Origin of the sequence: Xanthomonas sp. WHRI 8932A (genome assembly GCF_035012785.1) — a bacterium.
Classification (GTDB): domain Bacteria; phylum Pseudomonadota; class Gammaproteobacteria; order Xanthomonadales; family Xanthomonadaceae; genus Xanthomonas.
Window position 1 is genome coordinate 535,371 of sequence record NZ_JAYGQQ010000001.1, and the last position, 23,154, is coordinate 558,524.

Below are 23,154 nucleotides of genomic sequence, written 5' to 3' on the forward strand. Positions count from 1 at the left end.
TGCTGACGGCGGCGGCGAAGCCCGCCACGCCGTGCAGCCGGTTCACACCGGAGGAATGGCAACACGCGGCGGACATTCTCCGCCACGCGCGGTCAACGCCCCCTCCTCAGAACCAGCGACGCTCCTCGCCAGGGCCTTCGATATTGCTGACGCAACGGCTGCACAGTTCCGGGTGACGCGCATCGCTGCCCACGCTGGCCTGGTGGTGCCAGCAGCGCACGCACTTGGCCTTGGTGGTCGGCTGCGCGCTGACGAAGATGTCGTCGGTACTGGCCGCAGTCACGGTGACGTCGCCACTGATGAACAAAAAGCGCAGCTCCTCGGCCAGCGGCTGCCAGCGCGCGGCGGTCTGCGCATCGGCGGCCACGGTGATCTCCGCTTCCAGCGCCGCACCGATGGCGCCATTGGCACGCATCGGCTCCAGCACCTTAGATACCTGCTCGCGCAGGGCCAGCAACTTGTCGACATCCGCACTGGTGAGCGCGGCAGCGGCAGGCAGCGGCGCCAGCCCGTCGTACCAGGTGGCGAACAACACGTTGCCGACATGCTCGCCCGGCAGATACGCCCACAACTCTTCGGCAGTAAAGGTCAGCACCGGCGCCACCCAGCGCACGAACGCTTCGGCCACGTGATACATCGCGCTCTGCGCCGAGCGGCGACCGCGTGCGTCTTCGGCCATCGTGTACAGACGGTCCTTGGTGACGTCCAGGTACAACGAGCCCAGGTCCACGCTGCAGAAATTCAGCAGCGCCTGCACGATCTCGGCGAAGTCGTAGCGCGCATAGGCAGCGACGATCTTTTCCTGCAGCTCATGCGCGCGATGCACGATCCAGCGGTCCAGCAGCACCATGTCGTCCAGTGCCACCAGATGCTGCAAGGGGTCGAAGCCATGCAGATTGCCGAGCAGGAAGCGCGCGGTATTGCGCAGGCGGCGATACGCATCGGCGTTGCGCTTGAGGATCTCCTGCGACAGCGACATCTCGTTGCTGTAATCGGCCGATGCGATCCACAGGCGCAGGATGTCCGCGCCGAGGGTCTTCATGATCTCCTGCGGTTCGATGCCGTTACCGGACGACTTGGACATCTTGCGGCCGTGCTCGTCCACGGTGAAGCCATGGGTGAGGCACTGCTTGTAGGGCGCCGCCTTGTCCATCGCCACGCCGCTCAGCAGCGAGGACTGGAACCAGCCGCGGTGCTGGTCGGAGCCTTCCAGATACAGGTCGGCCGGCTTGGGCAGGCCGCGGTCCACCAACACTGCTTCATGCGTCACGCCGGAGTCGAACCACACATCCAGGATGTCGGTGATCTTGTCGTAGTCGGCCGCTTCATCGCCCAGCAGTTCGGCCGCGTCCAGCGTGTACCACACGTCCACGCCGCCCAGCTCTACGCGGTCGGCCACCTGACGCAGCAGTTCGGTGCTGCGCGGATGCGGCTCGCCGGTTTCGCGGTGCACGAACAAGGCGATCGGCACGCCCCAGGTGCGCTGGCGCGAGATGGTCCAATCCGGGCGGCCTTCGACCATGCCGGCAATGCGCGCCTGGCCCCACGCCGGGTACCAGGTCACCTGCTCGATGGCCTTGAGCGCATCGGCACGCAGGTTGGCCTGCTCCATCGAGATGAACCACTGCGGCGTGGCGCGGAACGCGATCGGCGTCTTGTGGCGCCAGCAATGCGGGTAGCTGTGCTCCATCTTGCTGGCCGCCAGCAACACGCCGGTGTCGCGCAGCGCCTCGATGATGACGTCGTTGGCCTTCCAGATATGCAGACCGGCCAGCACGGTGTCGCCCAGCGGCGGCGTGGAGGGCAGATACACGCCACGCCCGTCCACCGGATTGATCTGCGCGGCGCTGTAGCGCTCCAGCAGGCCGTACTGCTTGGACACCTGATAGTCCTCCTGACCATGACCGGGGGCGGTATGCACGGCGCCGGTGCCTTCCTCGGCAGAGACGTGCTCGCCCAGCAGCAGCGGGATCTCACGCTCGGCATAGAAGGGGTGATTGAGGAGCATCTGGTCCAGCACCGCGCCCTTGGCATGGCCATGCACCGTCACGTCGTCCACGCCATAGCGCGCCAGCACCCTGGCCGCCAGGGCCTCGGCCACCACCAGCCAGCGCGGCTGACCGCGATCGGCCGGGCCTTCGACCAGCACGTAATCGAGCTCTGCGCCCAGGCTCACCGCCAGCGATGCCGGCAACGTCCACGGCGTGGTGGTCCAGATCGGCACCGCCACGCTGGTGCCTGCCGGCAGGCTGGCGCCGAACGCAGCAGCGACCGCCGCCGGATCGCGTGCCGGATAGGCCACATCCACGGTCGGCGACACCTTGTCGGCGTATTCGATCTCGGCCTCGGCCAGTGCCGAGCCGCAATCGAAGCACCAATGCACCGGCTTGACGCCGCGGGTCAGATGGCCGTTATCGACCACCTTGGCCAGCGCGCGGATTTCGTTGGCTTCGAAGCGGAAATCCAGCGTCTTGTACGGGTTGTCCCAATCGCCGACCACGCCCAGGCGCTTGAAGTCGCGCCGCTGCAGATCGATCTGCTCGGTCGCGTATTCGCGGCACTTCTGGCGGAACTCGGCCGCGTCGAGCTTGACGCCGACCTTGCCGTACTTCTTTTCGATCGCAATCTCGATCGGCAGGCCGTGGCAGTCCCAGCCGGGGATGTACGGCGCATCGAAGCCAGCCAGATACTTCGACTTGACGATGATGTCCTTGAGGATCTTGTTGACCGCATGGCCCAGATGGATCTGGCCATTGGCATACGGGGGGCCGTCGTGCAGCACGAACAACGGGCGCCCTGCCGCGTTGGCGCGCAGCTGCGCATACAGCCCCTCGCGCTCCCAGCGGTCCAGCATCGCCGGCTCGCGCTTGGGCAGGTCGCCGCGCATCGGAAATTCCGTCGCAGGCAGATGGAGAGTGGCTTTGTAGTCTTGGGTCACAGGAATCTACCGTTGCGCTGCATGAGGTGATGGACGGGGATGGTGCGAGGGAGTGGCATCGGCGGCGTCTGCGTCTACAGAGCGGTGCGAAGAACCGCCGTGCTGCCCCTCCATGGAAAGACCTGCGGAGCGTGCAACGCTTTCATCGGCAGCACGCAGTCGCGAGGGGCTCGCCTTGAGCACGGCGCGCGCCTGCTCGGCATCGCGGTGCATCTGCACGGTTAGCGCATCGAGCCCATCGAACTTTTCTTCGTCGCGCAGCTTGGCGACGAATTCGACTTCGATATGCCGGCCGTACAAATCGCCCTGAAAATCGAACAGGTGCGCTTCCAGCAACGGCTCCACACCGGCCACGGTGGGCCGCGTTCCGAAGCTGGACACCGATGGCCACGGCCGCTCGGCTACGCCATGTACCCAGGTCGCGTAGATGCCCGACAACGCCGGGGTGCGCGGAAAACGCAGATTGGCAGTCGGGTAGCCCAGCGTGCGCCCCAGTTGCTTGCCGCGCACCACCCGCCCACCGATGGCATACGGGCGGCCGAGCAATTCGCCGGCAGGAACGAACTCGCCGGCACCCAGCAGCTCGCGAATGCGCGTGGCAGAAATCCGTTCACCATGCAGGTGCACCGGCGTGATTTCGCCAGCCACAAATCCATGCTGCTCACCCAGCGCACGCAGCAAAGTGATATCGCCGCCACGCCGATGACCGAAACGGAATTCCGGGCCGATCCACACTTCGCGCGCACACAGCCGGCCAACCAGTCCCAGGCGTACGAAATCTTCTGCACGCATGGACGACAAGCGACCGTCGAAACGGATCAGGCCAACGCTGTCGGCACCGAAGTCGTACAGGCCTTCGATCTTGGCGCGCGCCAGGGTCAGGCGCGGCGGCGGCGCGGCCGGGGCGAAAAACTCACGCGGCAGCGGCTCGAAGCTCAACGCTACCGCTGGCACGCCCAGCGCACGCGCACGCGCGACGGCGTGCTGCACCAACGTCCGATGCCCCAGGTGCAGGCCATCGAAGGCGCCGATGCAGACCACGCTTCCGTGCGGGAACAGCGTCCCGCCCTCGACGTCTCTAAACAGCCTGCTCATTCCTCGATCCAAACAGATGCCGGCTTGGCGGCCGACCCTCGCTGATACATAACCTGTAAGTATAGCCGTGCCTGTCAAGCCGCATGGCTCGCACCGAGCGAGCGCAGCGTTACCAACACGCGCGGCCTAGGCAGGCGGCGGCTGGCAATCGGTCCCTGGCCGCAATGTCGGCGCAGACCGCGGCAGACCTGCCACGGCTGTGCGGCCCTTGCCGACTGCAGACACCGGCGGCACTCGCCCGCGGGCATTGAAGCGTTCGACATCTGCGACTCAGCTCTCGCGCAGATGCCGCGGCCGCAAGCCCAACGCCAGTTGCGCGACCACATAGGTCAGCCCGCCACTGCCGACCAGCACCGCCAACCAACCGATGCGATCCCACTTCTCCATCACGGTGAACGATGGCAGCCACCACAGCAGGCCCAACAGCACCGTCACCATCGCCGCGCATGCCAGCAGCAGGCGTGCTGCATAGCCGCCCCACCCTGGCCGGCGCTGGTACACCCCGGACTTGCCGAGCCAGTACCACAGCAAACCCAGGTTGAGATAACTCGACAGCGCGCTCGCTATGCCCAGCGCCAGGTGCAGACCCGGCTGCTTGCCCAGCGCCTGCATGACGCCCTGCGCCTTGAGTTCGGGCGGCACCATGATCTGGTAGACCACCGCCAGCAACGCAAAGTTGAACACCATGTTGGCGATCAGCGCCGCCACGCCGGCACGCACCGGGGTGCGGGTGTCCTGGCGGGCGTAGAACGCCGGCAGCACCACCTTGAGCATGGCGTAGGCCGGCAGACCAAAGCTCAGGCCGTAGACCGACATCGCGGTCATCCGCGTATCGAAGGCGGTGAACTGGCCGTACTGGAACAACGTCGCCACCAGCGGCTCGGCCAGCAGCAGCAAGCCGAGCATTGCCGGCACTGAGATCAACAACGTGGTGCGGAAGCCCCAGTCCAGCGCACCGGAAAACGCGCTGCGGTCGGTCTTGACGTGATGCCGCGCCAGCGCCGGCAGGATCACCGTGCCCAGCGCCACCCCGAATACACCCAGCGGCAGCTCCAGGAACCGGTCGGCCAGCGACAGCCACGACTGCGAACCATCGGTCAGTTTGGCGGCGATGACGGTGTCCAGCAGCAGGTTGATCTGCGCGATCGATGAGCCGAACAGGGTCGGCACCATCAGCGTCAGCACCTTGCGCACGCCTGGATGTTGCCAGCCCCAGCGCGGCAGGGTCAGCAGGTTGATGCCTTTCAGCGAAGGCAGCTGGAACAGCAACTGCAGCATGCCTGCCGCCAGCACCGCCCAGCCCAGCGCGAGGATCTGCTTTTCCGGCGTGCCGCCCAGCTTCGGCGCCAGCCACACGGCGCCGGCGATCATGCACAGGTTGAGGATCACCGGGGTCAGCGCCGGCATGGCGAACTTCTGGAAACTATTCAGTGCCCCGCCGGCCAGCGCGGTCAGCGAGACGAAGAGCAGGAATGGGAAGGTCAGACGGAACAGATCCACCAGCAGGCCATGCTTGGCCGGGTCGGTGTCCACGCCGCTGGAGAACAGCGTGGCCAACTGCGGCGCGAAGATCAGCGCCAGCGCGGTGACCAGCAGCAGCACTCCTCCCAGGGTACCGGCCACGCGCGACATCAGTTCGCGCAGATCGGCATGCGGCCGGGTTTCCTTGACCTCGGTGAACACCGGCACGAAGGCGGTGGCGAAGGAGCCTTCGGCAAAGAGCCGACGCAGGAAATTGGGGACCCGGAACGCCGTCCAGAACGCATCGGTGATCGCATTGGTGCCGAAAGTGGTGGTGATGACCTGGTCGCGCACCAGCCCCAGCACCCGCGACACCATGGTCATACTGCTGAATGAGAGCAGGCCTCTCAACATGCCAGGCTTGCTCACGCTGCATCCCTCTTGACAACTGACTTGACGTACATATCTAGGTCCATCATACTTTCGCGCTTGCTTTTTCCACCATACCGATTCTTCAGGAACCCACCACCGTGGCCAATATCAAGTCCGCCAAGAAGCGCGCCAAGCAGACCGTTGTGCGCAATGAGCGCAACACCGGACAGCGCTCGATGCTGCGCACCGCCGTCAAGAAGGTGATCAAGGCCCTTGACGCCAACGATGCTGCAGGCGCCGAAGCTGCTTTCGCCGTTGCTCAGCCCATCCTCGACCGTTTCAGCGCCCGTGGCCTGATTCACAAGAACAAGGCTGCGCGTCACAAGAGCCGTCTGACCGCTCGCATCAAGGCCATCAAGGCCGCGTAAGCGATCAGCTGCGACGTTACCGGAAGCCTGGCTTCCGGTAGCACAGAAAAACCCGGCCTCGGCCGGGTTTTTTGTGTGCCTGTCCGTGCACTCAGCCCGCATTGCGCGCCTCGAGCTCGTCCTCGCGCTGGCGGTCGAAAAATGCCATGACGTCCTTCATGATCGGGAAGGTGCCATCGCGACCCAGCGCGGACACCAGGTACCACGGCGCGGTCCAGCCCAGTTCGGCCACGATGGTTTCGGCAGCGGCACGCGCCTCGTCCTCGAACATCAGGTCGGCCTTGTTGAGCACCAGCCAACGTGGCTTCTTCAGCAGCTCGGGGTCGTGGCGCTCCAGCTCACGCTCAATGGTGCGCACCTGATCCACCGGCGACGCATCCACACCGCCATCCATCGGCGAAATGTCCACCAGATGCAGCAGCAGGCGCGTGCGCTGCAGATGGCGCAGGAACTGCGTGCCCAGGCCGGCGCCGTCGGCGGCACCTTCGATCAGGCCCGGCACGTCGGCGATCACAAAGCTGCGGTAGGCCTCGACGCTGACCACACCCAGATTCGGATACAGCGTGGTGAACGGATAGTCGGCCACCTTCGGCGTTGCCGAGGACACCGCGCGGATCAGCGTGCTCTTGCCGGCATTCGGGAAACCCAGCAGGCCGACGTCGGCCAGCAGCTTGAGTTCCAGCTTGAGCAGGCGCTCTTCGCCCTCTTCACCGGTGGTGGACTGGCGCGGCGCACGGTTGACCGAGCTTTTGAAATGCATGTTGCCCAGGCCGCCCTTGCCGCCCTTGGCGACCAGCAGGCGATCGCCGTGCTGGGTCAGGTCGCCGATCACTTCATCGGTCTGCACATTGACGACCATGGTGCCGACCGGCACTACGATGACGCGATCCTCGCCACCCTTGCCATAGGCCTGGCGGCCCATGCCGTTCTCGCCGCGCTGCGCCTTGAAGGTGCGCTCATGACGGAAATCGACCAGGGTGTTGACGTTCTCGTCAGAGACGATCCAGACGCTGCCACCGGCACCACCGTCGCCACCGTCGGGCCCGCCAAGCGGAATGAACTTCTCGCGGCGAAAGCCGACACAGCCATTGCCGCCGTTACCAGCGGTCACCAGGATTTCTGCTTCGTCGACTAACTTCATGAGCTTACAACCGGGAATTGGGAATAGGGAGTGGGGAATCGGCCAACGAAAAGCGGCGTGACTCCTGCCAGCGAGCGCACTCACCGGCACGACAGCAGAGAGCGAAACGGAGTCAGGAGCCGGCTTTTCCGATTCCCCATTCCCCATTCCCGATTCCCAGCCGTCAAACGAAAAACCCCGCCGAAGCGGGGCTCTCCGTGTCGTTCGCAACCGCGCTGGCGCGGCTACGAACTGGCCTGCATGGAGCGGGCGATTACGCCTCGGCAACCACGCTGACGGTACGACGCTTCTTCGCACCCTTGACCGAGAACTCGACCTTGCCGTTGACCAGCGCAAACAGCGTGTGGTCACGACCCAGGCCGACGCCGGCGCCCGGATGGAACTGGGTGCCGCGCTGACGCACGATGATGTTGCCGGCGTCGATGGCCTGGCCACCAAAGATCTTCACGCCGAGGTACTTCGGGTTGGAATCGCGACCGTTGCGCGAGGAACCTACGCCTTTTTTATGTGCCATGACTGGTTCTCCTTACTTCTTGTCGCCACCGGCGATGCCGGTGATCTCGATTTCGGTGTAGTACTGACGATGTCCCTGACGCTTCATGTGGTGCTTGCGGCGACGGAACTTGATGATGCGCACCTTGTCGGCGCGGCCATGAGCCACGACCTTGGCGGTGACCGAAGCGCCCTTCAGCGCATCGCCCAGCTTGATGCCATCGCTATCGCCCAGCATCAGGATGGTGTCGAACTTGATCTCGTTGCCTGCTTCGACTTCGAGCTTTTCCACGCGGAGCGTTTCGCCCTGCGCGACGCGGTATTGCTTACCGCCGGTTACCAGAACTGCGTACATGACCAGGTTTTCCTCTGTAGTTATTATGGTCGCACTGACGTGCCCTAGGGCAGACAGGAGCGGGATTGTACTGGCTTAGCCGGTTTCGGGTCAACCTGCAAGCAGGTCAACCGCCGCGCACCGGAATCGGGCCGGTGCAACGCATCATCCGGTCGCCACAACGGCCCGGTCAGACTGGCATTTGGGGCAATTGCCCTCACCTAGGTCGGCGGGTAGGCTGATCGACTGCCACTCATTCCTGCTGAGCACGCTCGCACCACTGCCGGTTCGCCGGCCCGACATCGGATCCCCCATGGCGATGGATTTCATCCGCATCCGCGGCGCGCGGACGCACAACCTCAAGAACATCGACCTCGACCTGCCTCGCGACAAACTGATCGTGATCACCGGCCTGTCCGGCTCGGGCAAGTCGTCGTTGGCGTTCGACACCATTTATGCGGAGGGCCAGCGCCGCTACGTCGAGTCGCTGTCGGCGTATGCGCGCCAGTTCCTCAGCGTGATGGAAAAGCCGGACCTGGACCATATCGAAGGGCTGTCCCCGGCGATTTCGATCGAACAGAAGTCCACCTCGCATAACCCGCGCTCCACCGTGGGCACGATCACCGAGATCTACGACTACCTGCGCCTGCTGTATGCACGCGTCGGCCAGCCGCGTTGCCCGGATCACGGCTTCCCGCTGGAAGCGCAGACCGTCAGCCAGATGGTCGACCACATGCTCACCCAGGATCAGGAACAGCGCTACATGCTGCTGGCGCCGGTGATCCGCGACCGCAAGGGCGAGCATGCCCAGGTGTTCGAACAACTGCGTGCGCAGGGCTTCGTGCGCGTGCGCGTGGATGGCGAGTTGTACGAGATCGATGCGGTGCCGGCACTGGCGCTGCGCCAGAAGCACACCATCGAAGCGGTGATCGACCGTTTCCGTCCACGCGAAGACATCAAACAGCGGCTGGCGGAAAGTTTCGAAACCGCGCTCAAGCTCGGCGAAGGCATGGTGGCGGTGCAGTCGCTGGACGACCCGGCCGCAGCCCCGCATCTGTTCTCGTCCAAGTACAGCTGCCCGGTCTGCGATTACTCGCTGCCGGAGCTGGAACCGCGACTGTTTTCGTTCAACGCACCGGTGGGCGCCTGCCCCAGTTGCGATGGTCTGGGCGTGGCCGAATTCTTCGACCCGGACCGGGTGGTGGTGCATCCGGAACTGTCGTTGTCTGCGGGTGCGGTACGCGGCTGGGATCGGCGCAATGCCTACTACTTCCAACTAATCGCCTCGCTGGCCAAGCACTACAAGTTCGACGTGGATGCGGTGTGGAACACGCTGCCGGCCAAGGTGCGCCAGGCGGTCTTGTTCGGCAGCGGCGATGAGGTGATCAGCTTCACCTACTTCACCGATGCGGGCGGGCGCACCACGCGCAAGCATCGCTTCGAAGGCATCCTGCCGAATCTGGAACGGCGCTACCGCGAAACCGAATCGCCGGCCGTGCGCGAAGAGTTGACCAAGTACGTCAGCCAGCAGCCCTGCCCTGCCTGCAACGGCACACGCCTGAATCGCGCTGCGCGCAACGTGTTTGTGGCCGACCGCCCGTTGCCGGAGTTGGTGGTGCTGCCGGTCAACGAAGCGCTGAACTTTTTCCGCGGCTTGTCGCTGCCGGGTTGGCGCGGCGAGATCGCCAGCAAGATCGTCAAGGAGATCGCCGAGCGCCTGGGCTTCCTGGTCGATGTCGGCCTGGATTACCTCACCCTGGAGCGCAAGGCCGACACTTTGTCTGGCGGCGAAGCGCAGCGCATTCGTCTGGCCAGCCAGATCGGCGCCGGCCTGGTCGGGGTGATGTACGTGCTCGATGAGCCGTCGATCGGCCTGCATCAGCGCGACAACGAACGCCTGCTCGGCACGCTGACGCGGCTGCGCGACCTGGGCAATACGGTGATTGTGGTCGAGCATGACGAGGACGCGATCCGGCTGGCCGATCACGTGCTGGACATCGGCCCCGGCGCCGGCGTGCACGGTGGCGAAATCTGCGCACAGGGCACGCTGCAGGACATTCTGGATTCGCCACGCTCGCTGACCGGCCAATACCTGTCCGGCAAGCGCCGCATCGAAATTCCCAAGCAGCGCCACAAGCCCAACCCGAAGATGATGCTGCATCTGCGCGGGGCGACCGGCAACAACCTCAAGAATGTCGATTTGGAGATTCCGGCCGGCCTGTTGACCTGCATCACCGGCGTGTCCGGTTCGGGCAAGTCGACACTGATCAACGATACCTTGTTCACGCTGGCCGCCAACGAGATCAACGGCGCCTCGCATACGGTGGCACCGCATCGCGAAGTAGAAAATCTGGACCTGTTCGACAAGGTCGTGGATATCGACCAGTCGCCGATCGGGCGCACCCCGCGCTCCAATCCGGCGACGTATACCGGTATGTTCACCCCGCTGCGCGAGCTGTTCGCACAGGTGCCCGAGTCGCGTGCGCGCGGCTATTCGCCGGGGCGTTTCAGCTTCAACGTGCGTGGCGGCCGCTGCGAGGCGTGCCAGGGCGACGGCATGATCAAGGTGGAGATGCACTTCCTGCCCGACGTGTACGTGCCGTGCGATGTCTGCCACGGCAAGCGCTACAACCGCGAGACGCTGGAGATCCGTTACAAGGGTTTCAACATCAGCGACGTGTTGCAGATGACCGTCGAAGACGCGCTGCGCTTGTTCGAGCCGGTGCCCTCGATCGCGCGCAAGCTGGAAACGCTGATCGATGTGGGGCTGAGCTACATCAAGCTGGGCCAGAGCGCGACCACGCTGTCTGGCGGTGAGGCGCAGCGTGTGAAGCTGTCCAAGGAACTGTCGCGCCGGGATACCGGGCGCACCTTGTACATCCTCGACGAACCGACCACCGGCCTGCACTTCCACGACATCGAAGCGCTGCTCGGCGTGCTGCACAAGCTGCGCGACGAGGGCAACACGGTGGTGGTGATCGAACACAATCTGGACGTGATCAAGACCGCCGACTGGATCGTGGATCTGGGCCCGGAAGGCGGCCATCGTGGTGGCACCATCCTGGTGTCCGGCACACCGGAAGACGTGGCCGCACACGAGGCGTCCTACACCGGGCAGTTTCTGGCCAAGATGCTGCCGTCGGTCAAGGCACGCGAGACCCGCCCGGCCGCAATGGCCAACAAGCCGGATGCGCGCCCACCGCGCAAGGTCAAACCGGAGAAGGTGGCCAAGGTCGCCAAGTCCGCCACCAAGAAAACTGCAAAGAAGAAGGCAAGCTGATGAGCGAACACAAGATCCTGGCACGCATCCCGATCAGCGTGCGCTGGCGCGACATGGACAGCATGGGCCACGTCAACAATGCCAAGTACATTTCGTATCTGGAAGAAGCGCGCGTGCGCTGGATGCTTGGCGTACAAGGCGTCTCGATGACCGACCGCATCGCGCCGGTCGTTGCCGCCACCAACGTCAACTACAAACGCCCGCTGGTGTGGCCCAACGACATCACGGTGGAGTTGTTTGTCGAGCGTCTGGGCAGCAGCAGCATCACCATCGGCCATCGCATCGTCGACCAGAAGGACGAGGGCGTGCTGTATTCGGACGGCAACGTGGTGGTGGTGTGGATCGATACGCAGACCGGCAAGAGCGCCGCGCTGCCGGAGCCGGTGCGCGCAGCGAGCAGCTGACGCAGACTTGCGAAGACGCAGGTCAGTGATGCACGGCGGCTTCGTTAGCGGAGCCGCCGTTTTTTGGTGGCGTCCACGGCTGCGAGTGACTGCAAGCCTTGGGGCTCTGGATGCGACGTGGGCGCGTACGATTTCGTCGGCGCCTGGCTTTACTTCGCGCTGCACTTACGTACTGCAAGCACACAGCGCAGGTTGCTGTGCAGCGCCCGATCCGCAACTCGGGGCGAGACGGTTACTACTTCGGCGCGCGCGTCCGTGCCTGTAGCGTGGCCTGTACCTGCCGGCCATCCTGCAAGAGAAATACCACCGGCACCTGTGCGCCCTCCTTCAGCGGCGCCTGCGCCTGCGTCAGCATCAGGTGCAACCCGCCTGGCGCCAGCGTCACCACCGCACCAGGCAACAACAACAACTCGGGCACGGCACGCATGCGGCTGACCCCATCGGTCTGCAGGGTCTGGTGCAGCGACACCTCGCCAAAGGCGGCGCTCTTGATCCCGGTCATCCGCACTGCATGCGGGCAGTCGTTGTGAGAGCTGCCAAATCCTGCCGCCATGCCCATAGCACCGGGCGGCGGAATCCGCACCCAACCGTCCTTGAAGGTCGGCATGCATTGCGCAGATGCGCCTGCACTGACCAGTAGCGCCAATGCACCAATGACGCTGCGCCGCACGCGCCGCCCGCTGTCACTGCCGTCTATCATGACCCGACCTCCAGGAGCCCCGAATGAGCATCCAGATCTTAGACCACGGCCGAATTCGTGAAATCCGTCTGGCGCGCCCGCCGGTCAATGCACTGGATACCGCGCTCTGCCAGGCACTGAGCGCGGCCGTGCAGCAGCTGGATGCCACGGTCGACGGCGTGGTGCTGTCGGGCAGCGCACGCATTTTTTCCGGTGGCATGGATGTACCTCACCTGCTGTCGCATGGCGCCGACCGCGCTGCACTGCTGGCCAGCTGGACCGCCTTCTTCAATGCGGCACAAGCACTGGCCAACTGCCCGGCGCCGGTGGTCGCGGCAATCGGCGGCCATGCGCCGGCCGGTGGCTGCGTGTTGGCGCTGTGCTGCGACTACCGGGTGATGGCGCGCAGCGCCGATACCGCCCGGCCGTACACCATCGGCCTGAACGAAGTGCAAGTGGGGTTGGCGGCGCCGGAAGGGATCCAGCGGCTGTTGCGCCGCGTGGTCGGTGCGCATCGTGCCGAACGCTTGTTGATTTCCGGGCAATTGCTGCCTGCCGAACAGGCCGCCCAGATCGGCCTGGTGGACGAGCTGGTGGACGGCGAACTGGTCACCGCGCGCGCGGTGGCGTGGCTGCAGGAGCTGCAACAGTTGCCGCGTCAGCCGATGCTGGCCACGCGTGCGGTGGCAAGAGCCGATCTGCGCGCGGCGCTGGCGCCGGAGCTGATCCAGCTGGAGCGCTTCGTCGACGGCTGGTACGCGCCCGATGCCCAGGCCGCGTTGCATGGCTTGGTCGAACGCCTGCAAAAGGCCTGAACGGTGGTACGCAGGCGGCCCGCTATAATCGTGGTCCGTCGCACGCCCAGGCCAGCCCCTTGTCCGCCACCGCCGAACCCGTCGTCTCCGAACTGATCAGCCTGCTATCGCTGGAGCGCCTGGAAGACAATTTGTTTCGCGGCCAAAGCCGCGACATCGGCACCAAGTACGTGTTCGGTGGACAGGTGCTGGGCCAGGCCCTGTCGGCCGCGCAGGCCACGGTGGAAAACGGCCGCCAGGCGCATTCGCTGCATGCCTATTTTCTGCGTGCCGGCAATATCGACCACCCGATCGTCTACGACGTCGACCGCACCCGCGATGGCGGCAGTTTCTCGGTCCGCCGGGTCACTGCGATCCAGCACGGCAAGGTGATCTTTTTCTGCGCGGCCTCGTTCCAGGAACACGAAGACGGTGCCGAGCATCAATCGGTGATGCCAGTGGTGCCGCCGCCGGAAGACATCGAACCGGCCGCACCGCTTGCGCCGGAGGTGCTGGCGAACCTGCCGGCCAAGGTGCAGCGCTGGCTCTCGCGCGGTGGCCCATTCGAGTTTCGCCACGTATTTCCGCGCGACGAACTCAAGCCACCCAAGCGCCCACCGTTCCAGCAGATGTGGCTGCGTCTGAACGACCCGATCGGCGACGATGTCGGCCTGCACCAGGTGCTGCTGGCCTACGCTTCTGATTTTCAGTTGCTGGGCACCTCCACGTTTCCGCACGGCATCAGTTATTACACGCCGAATGTGCAGATGGCCTCGCTCGACCATGCGCTGTGGTTCCACCGCCCCTTCCGCACCGACGACTGGTTGCTGTACTCGCTGGATAGCCCCACCGCGCAAGGCTCACGCGGCCTGGCACGTGGGCAGTTCTTCACCCGCGATGGCGTGCTGGTCGCCAGCACCACGCAGGAAGGACTGATCCGTGTGGTGTCCGAAGGCAGCGCGATTGCCGTGCCGGCCAAGGGCTAGGCGTAGGCCGTCGTGTCGCGGACTCACCAATCGATGGCGCAGGTGGCGGGCATGCGGCCGGTTCGTTGCGCAGCACGCAAGCGACGCGCCGGCCAGCTCGCCGGCGCGCGTGCGGCTACTTAGTTGCAGCCATCACCCACATCTTTCTTTTCATCTTGAACCGGCGCAGCACTGGCGCCATTTGTTCGGGACCCAACGGCGGTTTCCATCAGCATGCGCAAGATCTTCAGCAGTCAACGTATCGAAACCGCCGAGGGCGTGGCCAATTTATTGCGCAACGCCGGCATCGATGTGCGCATGAGCAATGGCCGCTCGTATGAGAGCAAGCGCACCGGGCAGTTCAGCTATCTCGAGCAAGGCAACGCGCAGGCGTATCCCACCGTGTGGATCGTGCACGCCGACGACCAGCCGCGCGCGCGCGACCTGCTGCGCGATGCACGCCTGCTCGACACCACCCGCCGCGATCTGCCGAATGTGGAATACACCTTCCGCGAGGGCGAAAACGGCTCCAGCACCACCGCGCGCAGCTGGGCCTGGCGCATCCGTCTGGTGCTGTTGCTGGTGATCGGCGCGGTGGCCATGTTTGTGGTGATGCGCCATCGCAATGCGCCGGCGCCAGTGGCTCAGCCGGCATCGCAGCAAGCGGCGCCGGCCACCGCGACACCGCCTGCGGCAGAGGATGAAGAAGTGCGCGTGCGGATCCAGCCGGTACGCTGAGCAGCTGACGTCAGCACCTGCATCAACCGGCATCGCAGCAGTCACATCCGCCGCTCCCATGCGTCATGCTGGGACCAGGACAGGGATTGCGCCGATGCACACCGACACGCTGGACCTGATGTTGCAACGCGAACTGCCGCATGCCGCGGCCGGCTGCCAGCAGGCATACGGCCGCATCGTGCGCGCCTGCCAGAACACGGTAACCGCCATCGCGCTGGCGATCACCCGCGATATCGCCGCCAGCGAGGACATCGCCCAGGAAGCCTTTCTGCGCGCCTGGCAGCGGCTGGCGCAACTGCATCAGCCGGCCAGCTTCCTGCCGTGGCTGCGGCAGATTACCCGCAACCTGGCGCGCGACTGGCTGCGCGCCAACCGGCACCGCGCGCTCAACGGCGAAGCGGCCGACCTCGCCATCGCGATGGCGGCCGACCCGGCCCCCTCGCCCGCAGACCGCCTGCTGCAGGTGGAAGAAGAGATCGCCGCACTCGACATCATTTCTGCATTGCCCGAAGAAAGCCGCGAGACGCTACTGCTGTACTACCGCGAAGGCCAGAGCTCGCAGCAGGTGGCCTCGCTGCTCGGTCTGAGCGATGCGGCCGTGCGTAAGCGCCTGTCGCGCGCACGTGCCAGCGTGCGCGGCGAGCTGCTGCGCCGGTTCGGCGAGTTCGCCCGTGGCAGCGCGCCCAGCGTTGCCTTCGCCACCGCCGTCACCTCGGCAACGATGCTGGCAGCGCCGGGAACCGCGAGCGCGGCCATCGCATTGGGCGGCATCGGTGGCGCGAGCAAACTGGGCATGGGCGGATTGACCGGCTCTGCCGTCAGCGGTGGCAGCGCGGCGGGCGCACTGAGCGTCTGGCTCGGCATGCCGGCGCTGTTCGCTGCTGGCGCCGTGCTGGTTGCTGGATTCGGCACGTACTGGTCGTGCTGGTATCTGCTGCGCTTTGCGCAGATCGCCGCCGAGGCAGCCGCGATTCGTCGTTTCATGCGCATCGCCACGCTGACCTCGGTGCTGATGGTGGGCGGCACGCTGCTGTTGAAACATCTGGATGCGGGCGCCTGGGCATCGCTGCTGATGCTCTTCGCGGGCATGGCGGTGCTCAACTATCAATCCCTCCGGGTGCTGCCACGCGTCATGCGCCCCATGCTGGAACGCGATGCGAAACGACGCCGCGCCACACGGGCACCGCTGCTGTATCGCTGCATGTTCAGTCCAGGCGCGACGCTGGTGAGCACCGCGGCCCTCATGCTGCCCATCGTGCAGCACTACATGAAGCTGGGCATGCTCTGATTCTGGCGTAACGTCACCGGCGCAAGCACCAATCGCGAACACTCCGATCAACAAAAAACGGCCTCCTGCTTGCGCGGGAGGCCGTTGGTCGATCGGCGCCTTGTTGCGTGTTGCTGTTTACCTGCTGCATATGACGACAGCGCTGCCCCGTTCGCAGCACGGCGACCGGGTAACGCTCCAGCCACTACAGGAACTCAGTTGCCCGCGGCAGGCTTGGCCGGCATCGGACGCTTGCCGTGATCGCCACGGTCGCCGTGCTCACCCGGGCCACGCGGACCATGCTCGCCGCGCATCTTGGATGCGGCGTCGAACTCGGCCTTGCTCAGCTTGCCGTCCTTGTCGGTGTCGGCCTTGGCAAACCACGCATCGCGATGCTGCTGCATGCGTAGCTCACGGTCGGCGCGATCGACAAAGCCGTCCTTGTTGACGTCCATCTGATCGAAGCGCGCGGCAAACTTCGGGTCGGCCTTGGCTTCCTCGCGACTGATGCGGCCGTCCTTGTTGGTGTCGAATTTAGCCATCCACTCGCCACTTCCCTCGCGACCCGGACCGCGATGACGCGGGCGCTCATCGCGTGAAAGCTTGCCATCCTTGTTGGTGTCCAGCATGTCGAACTGCGCGGCCAGCTTGGGGTCGGCGGCGGCTTCGCTACGATCGATGACGCCATCGTTATTGCTGTCGAGCTTGCCAGGACGCGGCGCATCGCCGGCAGCAGGCGGAGTGGCGGCGAACACGACGCCGGTGGACAGCGCAGCCAGCACGGCCAGGGCGAGGAAAGGTTTGCGAGACGTCATGAGAAACTCCTGATTGTGGGAACCACACGCGGCACCTGCATGGGCCGCATCGCGTGGGTGGCGCATCCGGAGAGGCCGTGCGCTGCCACCAACACCCACATCAACGAGCCATCGGCGCACACGTTGACGCGCACACCTGGCGTATTCATCCGGCGGACAGTCGCCGCTGTTGCGACGCACAGGCGCTATCCTGCGCGCATGGCCATCCACGCCGACACCCACGACGACCTGCGCCTGTTCCAGACCGGCGAGCATGCCTGCGGCTACTGGCCCGAGCGTCGTGCGCGCGATCTGGTGCTGGATCCGCACGACGCGCGCCTGGGCACGATCTATCCGCAGGCATTGGCGTGGGGGTTTCGTCGCTCCGGCGATCTGGTCTACCGGCCGCATTGCGAACGCTGCCGCGCGTGCGTGCCGGTGCGCATTGCAGTGGATGCGTTTCGACCCGATCGCAGTCAACGCCGTTGCCTTGCGCGCAATCAGGATCTGGTCGTACGCGTGGTCGCAGCCGAACGCACCGACGAGCAACTCGCCCTGTATCGCCAGTACCTCAAATCCCGACACCCCGGTGGCGGCATGGACGAGCATGGCGGCACCGAATTCGATCAGTTCCTGATCGGCGGCTGGTCGCATGGGCGGTTTCTGGAGATTCGCGAACCGGCGGTGGCGCACGCACCGGGGCGGCTGCTCGCCGTTGCGGTCACCGACGTCACCGAGCATGCGTTGTCTGCGGTCTACACGTTCTACGCGCCGGAGGCGGCCGCGCGCGGCCTGGGCACTTTCGCGATCCTGCAGCAGATTCAATGGGCTCAGCGCGAGCGACGCGCGCATGTGTATCTGGGCTACTGGATCGACGGCCATGCAAAGATGAATTACAAGCGTCGTTTCAGCGCACTGGAAGCCTACGACGGCCGCCAGTGGCGCGGATTATCCGCGACCGCATCGGCGCCGTGAATCGCAGCGCGCGACATCGGCCTGTCGCATCCAGCATGCGAGAATCGCGCGATGATCAGACCTCTTTTGTTGCTTGTGCTGACCGCGCTCTGCGCTGCCTGTACCCATCGCACGCCGGCATCGGCCGCTACCTCCGATAGCGCCACCGGCGACCCTGTGCCGACACAGCTGCGCATCGCCACCTACAACACCTCGCTGTACTCCGACGAGGCCGGCGGCCTGGTGCGCGAACTGCAGGGCGACAGCGCGCATGCACGCAAGATCGCCGCGGTGCTGCAGCGCGTGCGTCCGGATCTAGTGTTGCTCAACGAATTCGATTTCGACCCGGACCACCGCGCTGCCGATCTGTTCCAGCAGCGCTACCTGCAGGTCGCCCAGCCAGGCGGCGGCGAGCCGTTGCGTTATCCGTATCGGTATCTGGCACCGGTCAATACCGGCGTGCCGAGCGGCCTGGATCTGGACAGCAACGGCACCGTCGGTGGCGATGGCCGCTCGCGTGGTAACGATGCCTGGGGCTATGGGCTGCATCCTGGTCAGTACGGGATGCTGGTGCTGTCGCGGTATCCGATCGATGCGCAGTCTGTGCGCAGTTTTCAATTGCTGAAATGGAGCGCACTGCCCGGCGCATTGCGGCCGCTGGATCCGGGCACCGGGCGGTCGTTCTATAGCGACGCGATCTGGTCGCAACTGCGCCTGTCGTCAAAATCGCATTGGGACGTACCGGTGCGCACGCCGCTCGGCGTCGTGCATGCGCTGGTCTCGCATCCGACGCCACCGGTGTTCGATGGCGCGGAAAAGCGCAACGCTGCACGCAACCACGACGAGCTCGCGCTGTGGCGTGCGTACCTGGACAACGCCGCCGACAGCAAGCGCTGGCTGTGCGATGACAAGGGGATTTGCGGCGGCCTGGCGGCCGATGCGCACTTTGTGATCCTGGGCGATCTGAACAACGATCCGATCGATGGCGCCGGCCGCCACGACGCAATCCGCGCACTGATCAATCATCCGAGCGTGCTGCAATACCCCACCCCGCGCAGCGACGGCGGCCCGGAAAAGACCGCCGAATACGCCGCGCAAGGCATCGTGCACACCGGCGACCCGCACCAGGTCACCGGCGACTTCGGCCCGCAAGCCGGCACCATGCGTCTGGACTACGTGCTGCCATCGCACCAGTTCACCCTGATCGGCAGCGGCATCTTCTGGCCGGCCAGCACCGCCCCGGAAGCGGCAATTGCCGATGGCAGCGACCATCATGCGGTGTGGGTGGATGTTGGTTTGTAGCCGGGATGAGGGAGTTGGGATTGGTAACGTCGCGTTCTGGAATCTGCCGTACTTTCCAAGCCTGCGATGACAGGTCCATGGACGCAGGCATCGCTTGCGCTGGCCTTGTAGAGAGCTGACGACAGCTGCACTTCGGCGAGTGACTGCTCACACAGCTTGCCATCGCTGTTGATGGCAAGCGCGTCGACACATGCTTGCAGCTGGCGTTCCGAAAGAAGTGCAGCACCAAACTGCACTCTTTCAAGCAAGGCGCTGCTCAGTCTTTCAACTGAATCGTCAACGCCGCAGCCGCTACGCGCGCTTTCTCGCGTGCTGCATCGATGCTGTCAGCACGCGCCAACGTGACGCCGACACGGCGGTGGCCGTCGACGCGCGGTTTGCCGAACAAGCGCAGCGCGGTGTCCGGATCGCGCAATGCATCGGCAACGTTGTCGAACACCGGCACGCCATTGCCGTGCGCAAGCAGCGCACAGGACGCCGACGGGCCGCTCTGACGGATGACGCCGCCGTTTTCAGCACCGACCGGCAGGCCGAGGATTGCGCGGGCGTGCAGCGCGAATTCGCTCAACTCCTGCGACACCAACGTTACCAGCCCGGTGTCGTGCGGGCGCGGCGAGACTTCGCTGAACCACACGTCGTCACCCTTGACGAACAACTCCACGCCGAACAAGCCCCAGCCGCCCAGATCGTCGGTGATGGCTTTCGCAATCTCCTGCGAGCGCTGCAATGCGGCAGCCGACATCGGTTGCGGCTGCCAGCTTTCGCGGTAGTCGCCATCCTGCTGCCAGTGGCCGATCGGGTCGCAGTACGAGGTGCCGCCCGCGTGCCGCACGGTCAACAAGGTGATCTCGTAATCGAAATCGATGAAGCCTTCGACGATGCAGCGCCCGGCGCCGGCACGTCCACCGGTCTGCGCGTAGTCCCATGCCGCATCGATGTCGGCCTCGCTGCGCAAGGTGCTCTGGCCTTTGCCCGAGGACGACATCACCGGCTTGACCACGCACGGCAGGCCCACCGCGGCGATCGCATCGCGGTACTCGGCGGCGGTGTCGACAAAGCGATACGGCGAGGTCGGCAGGCCCAGGGTTTCGGCAGCCAGGCGGCGGATGCCTTCGCGGTCCATGGTGAGGCGTGCGGCGCGCGCGGTGGGAATCACGCGCTGGCCCTGATCGCGCTCCAGCGCCACCAGGGTTTCGGTATGGATGGCTTCGATCTCCGGCACGATCAGGTGCGGTTGCTCGGCGGCGATCAGCGCGCGCAGCGCGGCAGGATCGAGCATGTCCAGCACGTGCGAGCGGTGCGCCACCTGCATCGCCGGTGCATTGGCATAGCGATCGGCCGCGATCACTTCCACCCCGAAGCGCTGCAGTTCGATCGCTACTTCCTTGCCCAGTTCGCCCGACCCCAGCAGCAGCACCCGGGTGGCGGAAGGCGATAACGGCGTGCCGAGAGTAGTCATGAGCGCGGGTCCAGATCGGAAGGGGGCGGCCATTCTAACTGGGCCTTCCGCTCGAACGCTGCCCGCAAACCTTGCATCACTTGATATCAATTTGATATCTTCATTCCAAACTCAAGGACATCCGCTCATGAAAGAGAAGCCGATCAACTCACTGCCTGGCATCCCCGTCATCATCGCCGTCGGTGCGGCGTTCGCAGCCAGCGCCTGGATGCTGCTTACCGTGGCGGCCTCGGCCGAGGCGATTCCGCTCGCGTTGATCGCCACCATCGTGGTGGTTGCCGTCGGCATCTTTTTTCTGGCCGGGCTGTACACCCTGGAACCCAATCAGGCCGCCGTGCTCAGCCTGTTCGGCAAGTACGTAGGCACGGTCAAGGACCCTGGCCTGCGTTGGAACAGCCCCTTTTACGCCAAGCGCCGGGTCAGCCAGCGTGTGCGCAATTTCGAAAGCGGCCGGCTCAAGGTCAACGAACTGGATGGCAGCCCGATCGAAATTGCTGCCGTGATCGTGTGGCAGGTCATGGACGCGTCGGAGGCGGTGTACAACGTCGACGACTACGAAAGCTTCGTGCATATCCAGTCCGAAGCGGCGCTGCGCGCCATGGCCACCAGCTACCCCTACGATCAGCACGAAGATGGGCAGATTTCGTTGCGTAGCCATCCGGCCGAAATCAGCGAACAGCTCAAGCGCCATCTCGACGAGCGCCTGACCCAGGCCGGCGTGGATGTGATCGAAGCGCGCATCAGCCATCTCGCCTATGCACCGGAAATCGCGCAAGCCATGCTGCAGCGCCAGCAGGCCAATGCAGTGATCGCCGCACGCACGCGTATCGTGGCGGGCGCCGTGGGCATGGTGGAGATGGCACTGGCCGAGTTGCAGAAAAACGGCGTGGTGCAGCTGGACGAAGAGCGCAAGGCGCATATGGTCAGCAACCTGCTCACCGTGTTGTGTTCTGATCGCGGCACCCAACCGGTGGTCAACGCCGGCTCGCTCTATTGAGGTGAAATAATGAATGTCATGGTGCCGCTGGTGGTCGCTCTGTCCGGTTTGCCCGCGCTGGCGATCGCCGCCTCCATCGGTGCGGACGACGACGACCGCGCACGCGGTCTGGGCCTGCGCTGGGCGCTGATCAGCATGGTGATCCTGATCGGCGCTGCCTGCCTGTACTGGGCCGGCGACAACCGCGCTGGTATCTATGCGGTGGTGATCGGCATGATCATCGGCGTCAACGTATTGATCGTCTCGATGGTCATGCACCTGCGCCGCCACAGCGGCCGCGGTGAGCGCGAGTGAGCGAAAAGAAGGCCTATCCGCTGCGCATCAATGCCGATGTACTGGCTGCCGTGCAGCGCTGGTCCGACGACGAACTACGCAGCCTCAACGCGCAGATCGAATACGTGCTGCGCGATGCGCTACGCAAGGCAGGGCGCTTGCCGAAGCCGCAGGGCGACAAGGAGCCGCAGACATGAGTAGGCGCTGCAACGTGCGAAGCGTCGCCGCATCGCTGTCATGTCTCCACGCCGTCAACGGCGATGACATCCAGGTCGCGGCGGCCATACCGAACAACCCCGGCATGCTCGCTGTCAGGCGCCCATACGTATCGCCAAGCGTCACGCCGCAGGTGCCGATCAAGGAAGCCCGATGACGACGCGATCCGGCCAACGCCACGGCAACGTTTCACAGCACACGGCACACACCGGTCACCGCCAGCCACCGCACCGGCGCGAGTATGCCGTCGCTCCGGTCACGCCCTGGAGGCTTGCGCTGTGGCTATGGCTTCCGTTGCTGGCTGTCGCGTGCGTGATCGTCGTGGTACATGCGGACAATGTCCGTCATGGGCATCCTGCCGCCCTGTACGCCCACCTGGCACTGCTGCTGGCAATCGCAGTGAGCTGCACCGCCGCGCATGCGCGACGCGGTCTCCGGCTGCAGGACGACCGCTTGATCGTGCGCTCGACACTGTTCACCAAGCAGGTACCTGTCTACCAGATGCGGCTGGACATGGCGCGCGTGGTCGATCTGGCAGAGCACCCTGCCTTCAAGCCAGGCCGAAAGTCGTTGGGCTTTGGCTATCCCGGTTTCCATTCCGGGTACTACCGCAGCAGACAGGCAGGCCCGGGGTTCTATCTGATCACCCAAGCGGCCCGCGTGCTGACCCTCCCACTCAAGGACGGCAGCGTAGTTGTGCTCAGTCCCGAACAGCCGCGCCAGCTGCTGCAAGATCTACAGCAATTGGCCGCGCAACGCGCTTAGCCCTAC

22 protein-coding genes are annotated in these 23,154 nt (G+C 65.0%); 13 read left to right on the forward strand and 9 right to left on the reverse strand.

What is annotated here, in order from left to right; genetic code table 11:
- Nucleotides 1–106 precede the first annotated feature (106 nt).
- The 3 genes from ileS to murJ form a co-directional block, all read right to left on the reverse strand.
- Nucleotides 107–2,938, reverse strand: coding sequence for an isoleucine--tRNA ligase (ileS, locus tag VC212_RS02345; protein WP_323514242.1), 2,832 nt, complete (start codon nucleotides 2,936–2,938; stop codon nucleotides 107–109).
- A 6-nt stretch (nucleotides 2,939–2,944) separates the two neighbouring features.
- Nucleotides 2,945–4,033, reverse strand: coding sequence for a bifunctional riboflavin kinase/FAD synthetase (locus tag VC212_RS02350; RefSeq protein ID WP_323514243.1), 1,089 nt, complete (start codon nucleotides 4,031–4,033; stop codon nucleotides 2,945–2,947).
- 270 nt (nucleotides 4,034–4,303) lie between these two features.
- On the reverse strand, nucleotides 4,304–5,908 hold the full coding sequence (gene murJ / locus VC212_RS02355) for a murein biosynthesis integral membrane protein MurJ (protein ID WP_323514282.1): 1,605 nt from the start codon (nucleotides 5,906–5,908) through the stop codon (nucleotides 4,304–4,306).
- Between the two features lie 116 nt (nucleotides 5,909–6,024).
- Between murJ and rpsT the strand changes: the two genes are divergently transcribed.
- Nucleotides 6,025–6,294 carry a 30S ribosomal protein S20 gene (gene rpsT, locus VC212_RS02360; protein ID WP_002807888.1) on the forward strand — a complete coding sequence of 90 codons (270 nt, stop codon included), beginning with the start codon at nucleotides 6,025–6,027 and terminating at the stop codon, nucleotides 6,292–6,294.
- Between the two features lie 91 nt (nucleotides 6,295–6,385).
- Here rpsT and obgE read toward each other — a convergent pair whose 3' ends face one another.
- From obgE to rplU, 3 genes are all read right to left on the reverse strand, one after another.
- Nucleotides 6,386–7,435, reverse strand: a complete 1,050-nt coding sequence (gene obgE, locus VC212_RS02365; RefSeq protein ID WP_115553270.1) for a GTPase ObgE — start codon at nucleotides 7,433–7,435, stop codon at nucleotides 6,386–6,388.
- A 253-nt stretch (nucleotides 7,436–7,688) separates the two neighbouring features.
- A complete protein-coding gene (rpmA, locus tag VC212_RS02370) occupies nucleotides 7,689–7,949 on the reverse strand; it encodes a 50S ribosomal protein L27 (protein ID WP_002807880.1) in 261 nt (86 codons plus the stop codon).
- A 12-nt stretch (nucleotides 7,950–7,961) separates the two neighbouring features.
- Nucleotides 7,962–8,282: a 50S ribosomal protein L21 gene (gene rplU, locus VC212_RS02375; protein WP_005989959.1), complete on the reverse strand. Its 321-nt coding sequence runs from the start codon at nucleotides 8,280–8,282 to the stop codon at nucleotides 7,962–7,964.
- 292 nt (nucleotides 8,283–8,574) lie between these two features.
- Between rplU and uvrA the strand changes: the two genes are divergently transcribed.
- Nucleotides 8,575–11,541, forward strand: a complete 2,967-nt coding sequence (gene uvrA / locus VC212_RS02380) for an excinuclease ABC subunit UvrA (protein WP_055845551.1) — start codon at nucleotides 8,575–8,577, stop codon at nucleotides 11,539–11,541.
- Nucleotides 11,541–11,945 (forward strand): thioesterase family protein, encoded by a 405-nt coding sequence (locus VC212_RS02385; protein ID WP_055845555.1) that lies wholly within the window; start codon nucleotides 11,541–11,543, stop codon nucleotides 11,943–11,945. The genes uvrA and VC212_RS02385 overlap by 1 nt, the downstream gene beginning before the upstream one ends.
- 235 nt (nucleotides 11,946–12,180) lie before the next feature.
- Here the strand turns inward: VC212_RS02385 and VC212_RS02390 are convergent, their stop codons facing one another.
- Nucleotides 12,181–12,645, reverse strand: a complete 465-nt coding sequence (locus tag VC212_RS02390; protein WP_323514244.1) for a copper chaperone PCu(A)C — start codon at nucleotides 12,643–12,645, stop codon at nucleotides 12,181–12,183.
- A gap of 23 nt (nucleotides 12,646–12,668) precedes the next feature.
- On the opposite strand from VC212_RS02390, the gene VC212_RS02395 reads away from it, so the two are divergent.
- The 4 genes from VC212_RS02395 to VC212_RS02410 all read left to right on the forward strand — a co-directional run bounded on the left by VC212_RS02395 (nucleotide 12,669) and on the right by VC212_RS02410 (nucleotide 16,409).
- Nucleotides 12,669–13,439, forward strand: coding sequence for an enoyl-CoA hydratase/isomerase family protein (locus tag VC212_RS02395; RefSeq protein ID WP_323514245.1), 771 nt, complete (start codon nucleotides 12,669–12,671; stop codon nucleotides 13,437–13,439).
- 59 nt (nucleotides 13,440–13,498) lie between these two features.
- The gene (tesB, locus tag VC212_RS02400) at nucleotides 13,499–14,404 is read left to right on the forward strand and encodes an acyl-CoA thioesterase II (protein WP_323514246.1); all 906 of its coding nucleotides are present in this window, start codon (nucleotides 13,499–13,501) and stop codon (nucleotides 14,402–14,404) included.
- Between the two features lie 213 nt (nucleotides 14,405–14,617).
- Nucleotides 14,618–15,121, forward strand: a complete 504-nt coding sequence (locus tag VC212_RS02405; protein ID WP_323514247.1) for a pathogenicity-like protein — start codon at nucleotides 14,618–14,620, stop codon at nucleotides 15,119–15,121.
- 94 nt (nucleotides 15,122–15,215) lie between these two features.
- A complete protein-coding gene (locus VC212_RS02410; protein ID WP_323514248.1) occupies nucleotides 15,216–16,409 on the forward strand; it encodes a sigma-70 family RNA polymerase sigma factor in 1,194 nt (397 codons plus the stop codon).
- Between the two features lie 194 nt (nucleotides 16,410–16,603).
- Here the strand turns inward: VC212_RS02410 and VC212_RS02415 are convergent, their stop codons facing one another.
- A complete protein-coding gene (locus VC212_RS02415) occupies nucleotides 16,604–17,203 on the reverse strand; it encodes an EF-hand domain-containing protein (RefSeq protein ID WP_323514249.1) in 600 nt (199 codons plus the stop codon).
- A 39-nt stretch (nucleotides 17,204–17,242) separates the two neighbouring features.
- Here VC212_RS02415 and VC212_RS02420 point away from each other — a divergent pair, with 39 nt between their 5' ends.
- Together VC212_RS02420 and VC212_RS02425 are read left to right on the forward strand one after the other, a co-directional pair.
- Nucleotides 17,243–18,157, forward strand: a complete 915-nt coding sequence (locus VC212_RS02420) for an arginyltransferase (RefSeq protein WP_323514283.1) — start codon at nucleotides 17,243–17,245, stop codon at nucleotides 18,155–18,157.
- A gap of 51 nt (nucleotides 18,158–18,208) precedes the next feature.
- A complete protein-coding gene (locus VC212_RS02425; protein WP_323514250.1) occupies nucleotides 18,209–19,438 on the forward strand; it encodes an endonuclease/exonuclease/phosphatase family protein in 1,230 nt (409 codons plus the stop codon).
- Between the two features lie 256 nt (nucleotides 19,439–19,694).
- Here the strand turns inward: VC212_RS02425 and purT are convergent, their stop codons facing one another.
- Nucleotides 19,695–20,897, reverse strand: a complete 1,203-nt coding sequence (purT, locus tag VC212_RS02430; protein WP_055845573.1) for a formate-dependent phosphoribosylglycinamide formyltransferase — start codon at nucleotides 20,895–20,897, stop codon at nucleotides 19,695–19,697.
- A gap of 127 nt (nucleotides 20,898–21,024) precedes the next feature.
- On the opposite strand from purT, the gene VC212_RS02435 reads away from it, so the two are divergent.
- From VC212_RS02435 to VC212_RS02450, 4 genes are all read left to right on the forward strand, one after another.
- Complete coding sequence (locus VC212_RS02435) at nucleotides 21,025–21,894, forward strand: SPFH domain-containing protein (RefSeq protein ID WP_115527315.1); 870 nt, start codon at nucleotides 21,025–21,027, stop codon at nucleotides 21,892–21,894.
- Nucleotides 21,895–21,903: 9 nt separating this feature from the next.
- Nucleotides 21,904–22,188 (forward strand): hypothetical protein, encoded by a 285-nt coding sequence (locus tag VC212_RS02440; protein WP_323514251.1) that lies wholly within the window; start codon nucleotides 21,904–21,906, stop codon nucleotides 22,186–22,188.
- Complete coding sequence (locus tag VC212_RS02445) at nucleotides 22,185–22,364, forward strand: hypothetical protein (protein ID WP_055845582.1); 180 nt, start codon at nucleotides 22,185–22,187, stop codon at nucleotides 22,362–22,364. The genes VC212_RS02440 and VC212_RS02445 overlap by 4 nt, the downstream gene beginning before the upstream one ends.
- A 172-nt stretch (nucleotides 22,365–22,536) precedes the next feature.
- Nucleotides 22,537–23,148, forward strand: coding sequence for a PH domain-containing protein (locus tag VC212_RS02450; protein WP_323514252.1), 612 nt, complete (start codon nucleotides 22,537–22,539; stop codon nucleotides 23,146–23,148).
- Nucleotides 23,149–23,154 lie beyond the last annotated feature (6 nt).

Coding starts and splice junctions, on each gene's coding strand:
- uvrA (WP_055845551.1), top strand. CDS start 8,575: ATGGCGATGGATTTCATCCGCATCCGCGGCGCGCGGACGCACAACCTC.
- VC212_RS02440 (WP_323514251.1), top strand. CDS start 21,904: ATGAATGTCATGGTGCCGCTGGTGGTCGCTCTGTCCGGTTTGCCCGCG.
- VC212_RS02410 (WP_323514248.1), top strand. CDS start 15,216: ATGCACACCGACACGCTGGACCTGATGTTGCAACGCGAACTGCCGCAT.
- VC212_RS02435 (WP_115527315.1), top strand. CDS start 21,025: ATGAAAGAGAAGCCGATCAACTCACTGCCTGGCATCCCCGTCATCATC.
- VC212_RS02385 (WP_055845555.1), top strand. CDS start 11,541: ATGAGCGAACACAAGATCCTGGCACGCATCCCGATCAGCGTGCGCTGG.
- VC212_RS02350 (WP_323514243.1), bottom strand. CDS start 4,033: ATGAGCAGGCTGTTTAGAGACGTCGAGGGCGGGACGCTGTTCCCGCAC.
- VC212_RS02405 (WP_323514247.1), top strand. CDS start 14,618: ATGCGCAAGATCTTCAGCAGTCAACGTATCGAAACCGCCGAGGGCGTG.
- obgE (WP_115553270.1), bottom strand. CDS start 7,435: ATGAAGTTAGTCGACGAAGCAGAAATCCTGGTGACCGCTGGTAACGGC.
- VC212_RS02420 (WP_323514283.1), top strand. CDS start 17,243: ATGGGCCGCATCGCGTGGGTGGCGCATCCGGAGAGGCCGTGCGCTGCC.
- purT (WP_055845573.1), bottom strand. CDS start 20,897: ATGACTACTCTCGGCACGCCGTTATCGCCTTCCGCCACCCGGGTGCTG.
- VC212_RS02390 (WP_323514244.1), bottom strand. CDS start 12,645: ATGATAGACGGCAGTGACAGCGGGCGGCGCGTGCGGCGCAGCGTCATT.
- VC212_RS02425 (WP_323514250.1), top strand. CDS start 18,209: ATGATCAGACCTCTTTTGTTGCTTGTGCTGACCGCGCTCTGCGCTGCC.
- rplU (WP_005989959.1), bottom strand. CDS start 8,282: ATGTACGCAGTTCTGGTAACCGGCGGTAAGCAATACCGCGTCGCGCAG.
- VC212_RS02395 (WP_323514245.1), top strand. CDS start 12,669: ATGAGCATCCAGATCTTAGACCACGGCCGAATTCGTGAAATCCGTCTG.
- murJ (WP_323514282.1), bottom strand. CDS start 5,908: ATGTTGAGAGGCCTGCTCTCATTCAGCAGTATGACCATGGTGTCGCGG.
- VC212_RS02450 (WP_323514252.1), top strand. CDS start 22,537: ATGACGACGCGATCCGGCCAACGCCACGGCAACGTTTCACAGCACACG.
- VC212_RS02415 (WP_323514249.1), bottom strand. CDS start 17,203: ATGACGTCTCGCAAACCTTTCCTCGCCCTGGCCGTGCTGGCTGCGCTG.
- rpmA (WP_002807880.1), bottom strand. CDS start 7,949: ATGGCACATAAAAAAGGCGTAGGTTCCTCGCGCAACGGTCGCGATTCC.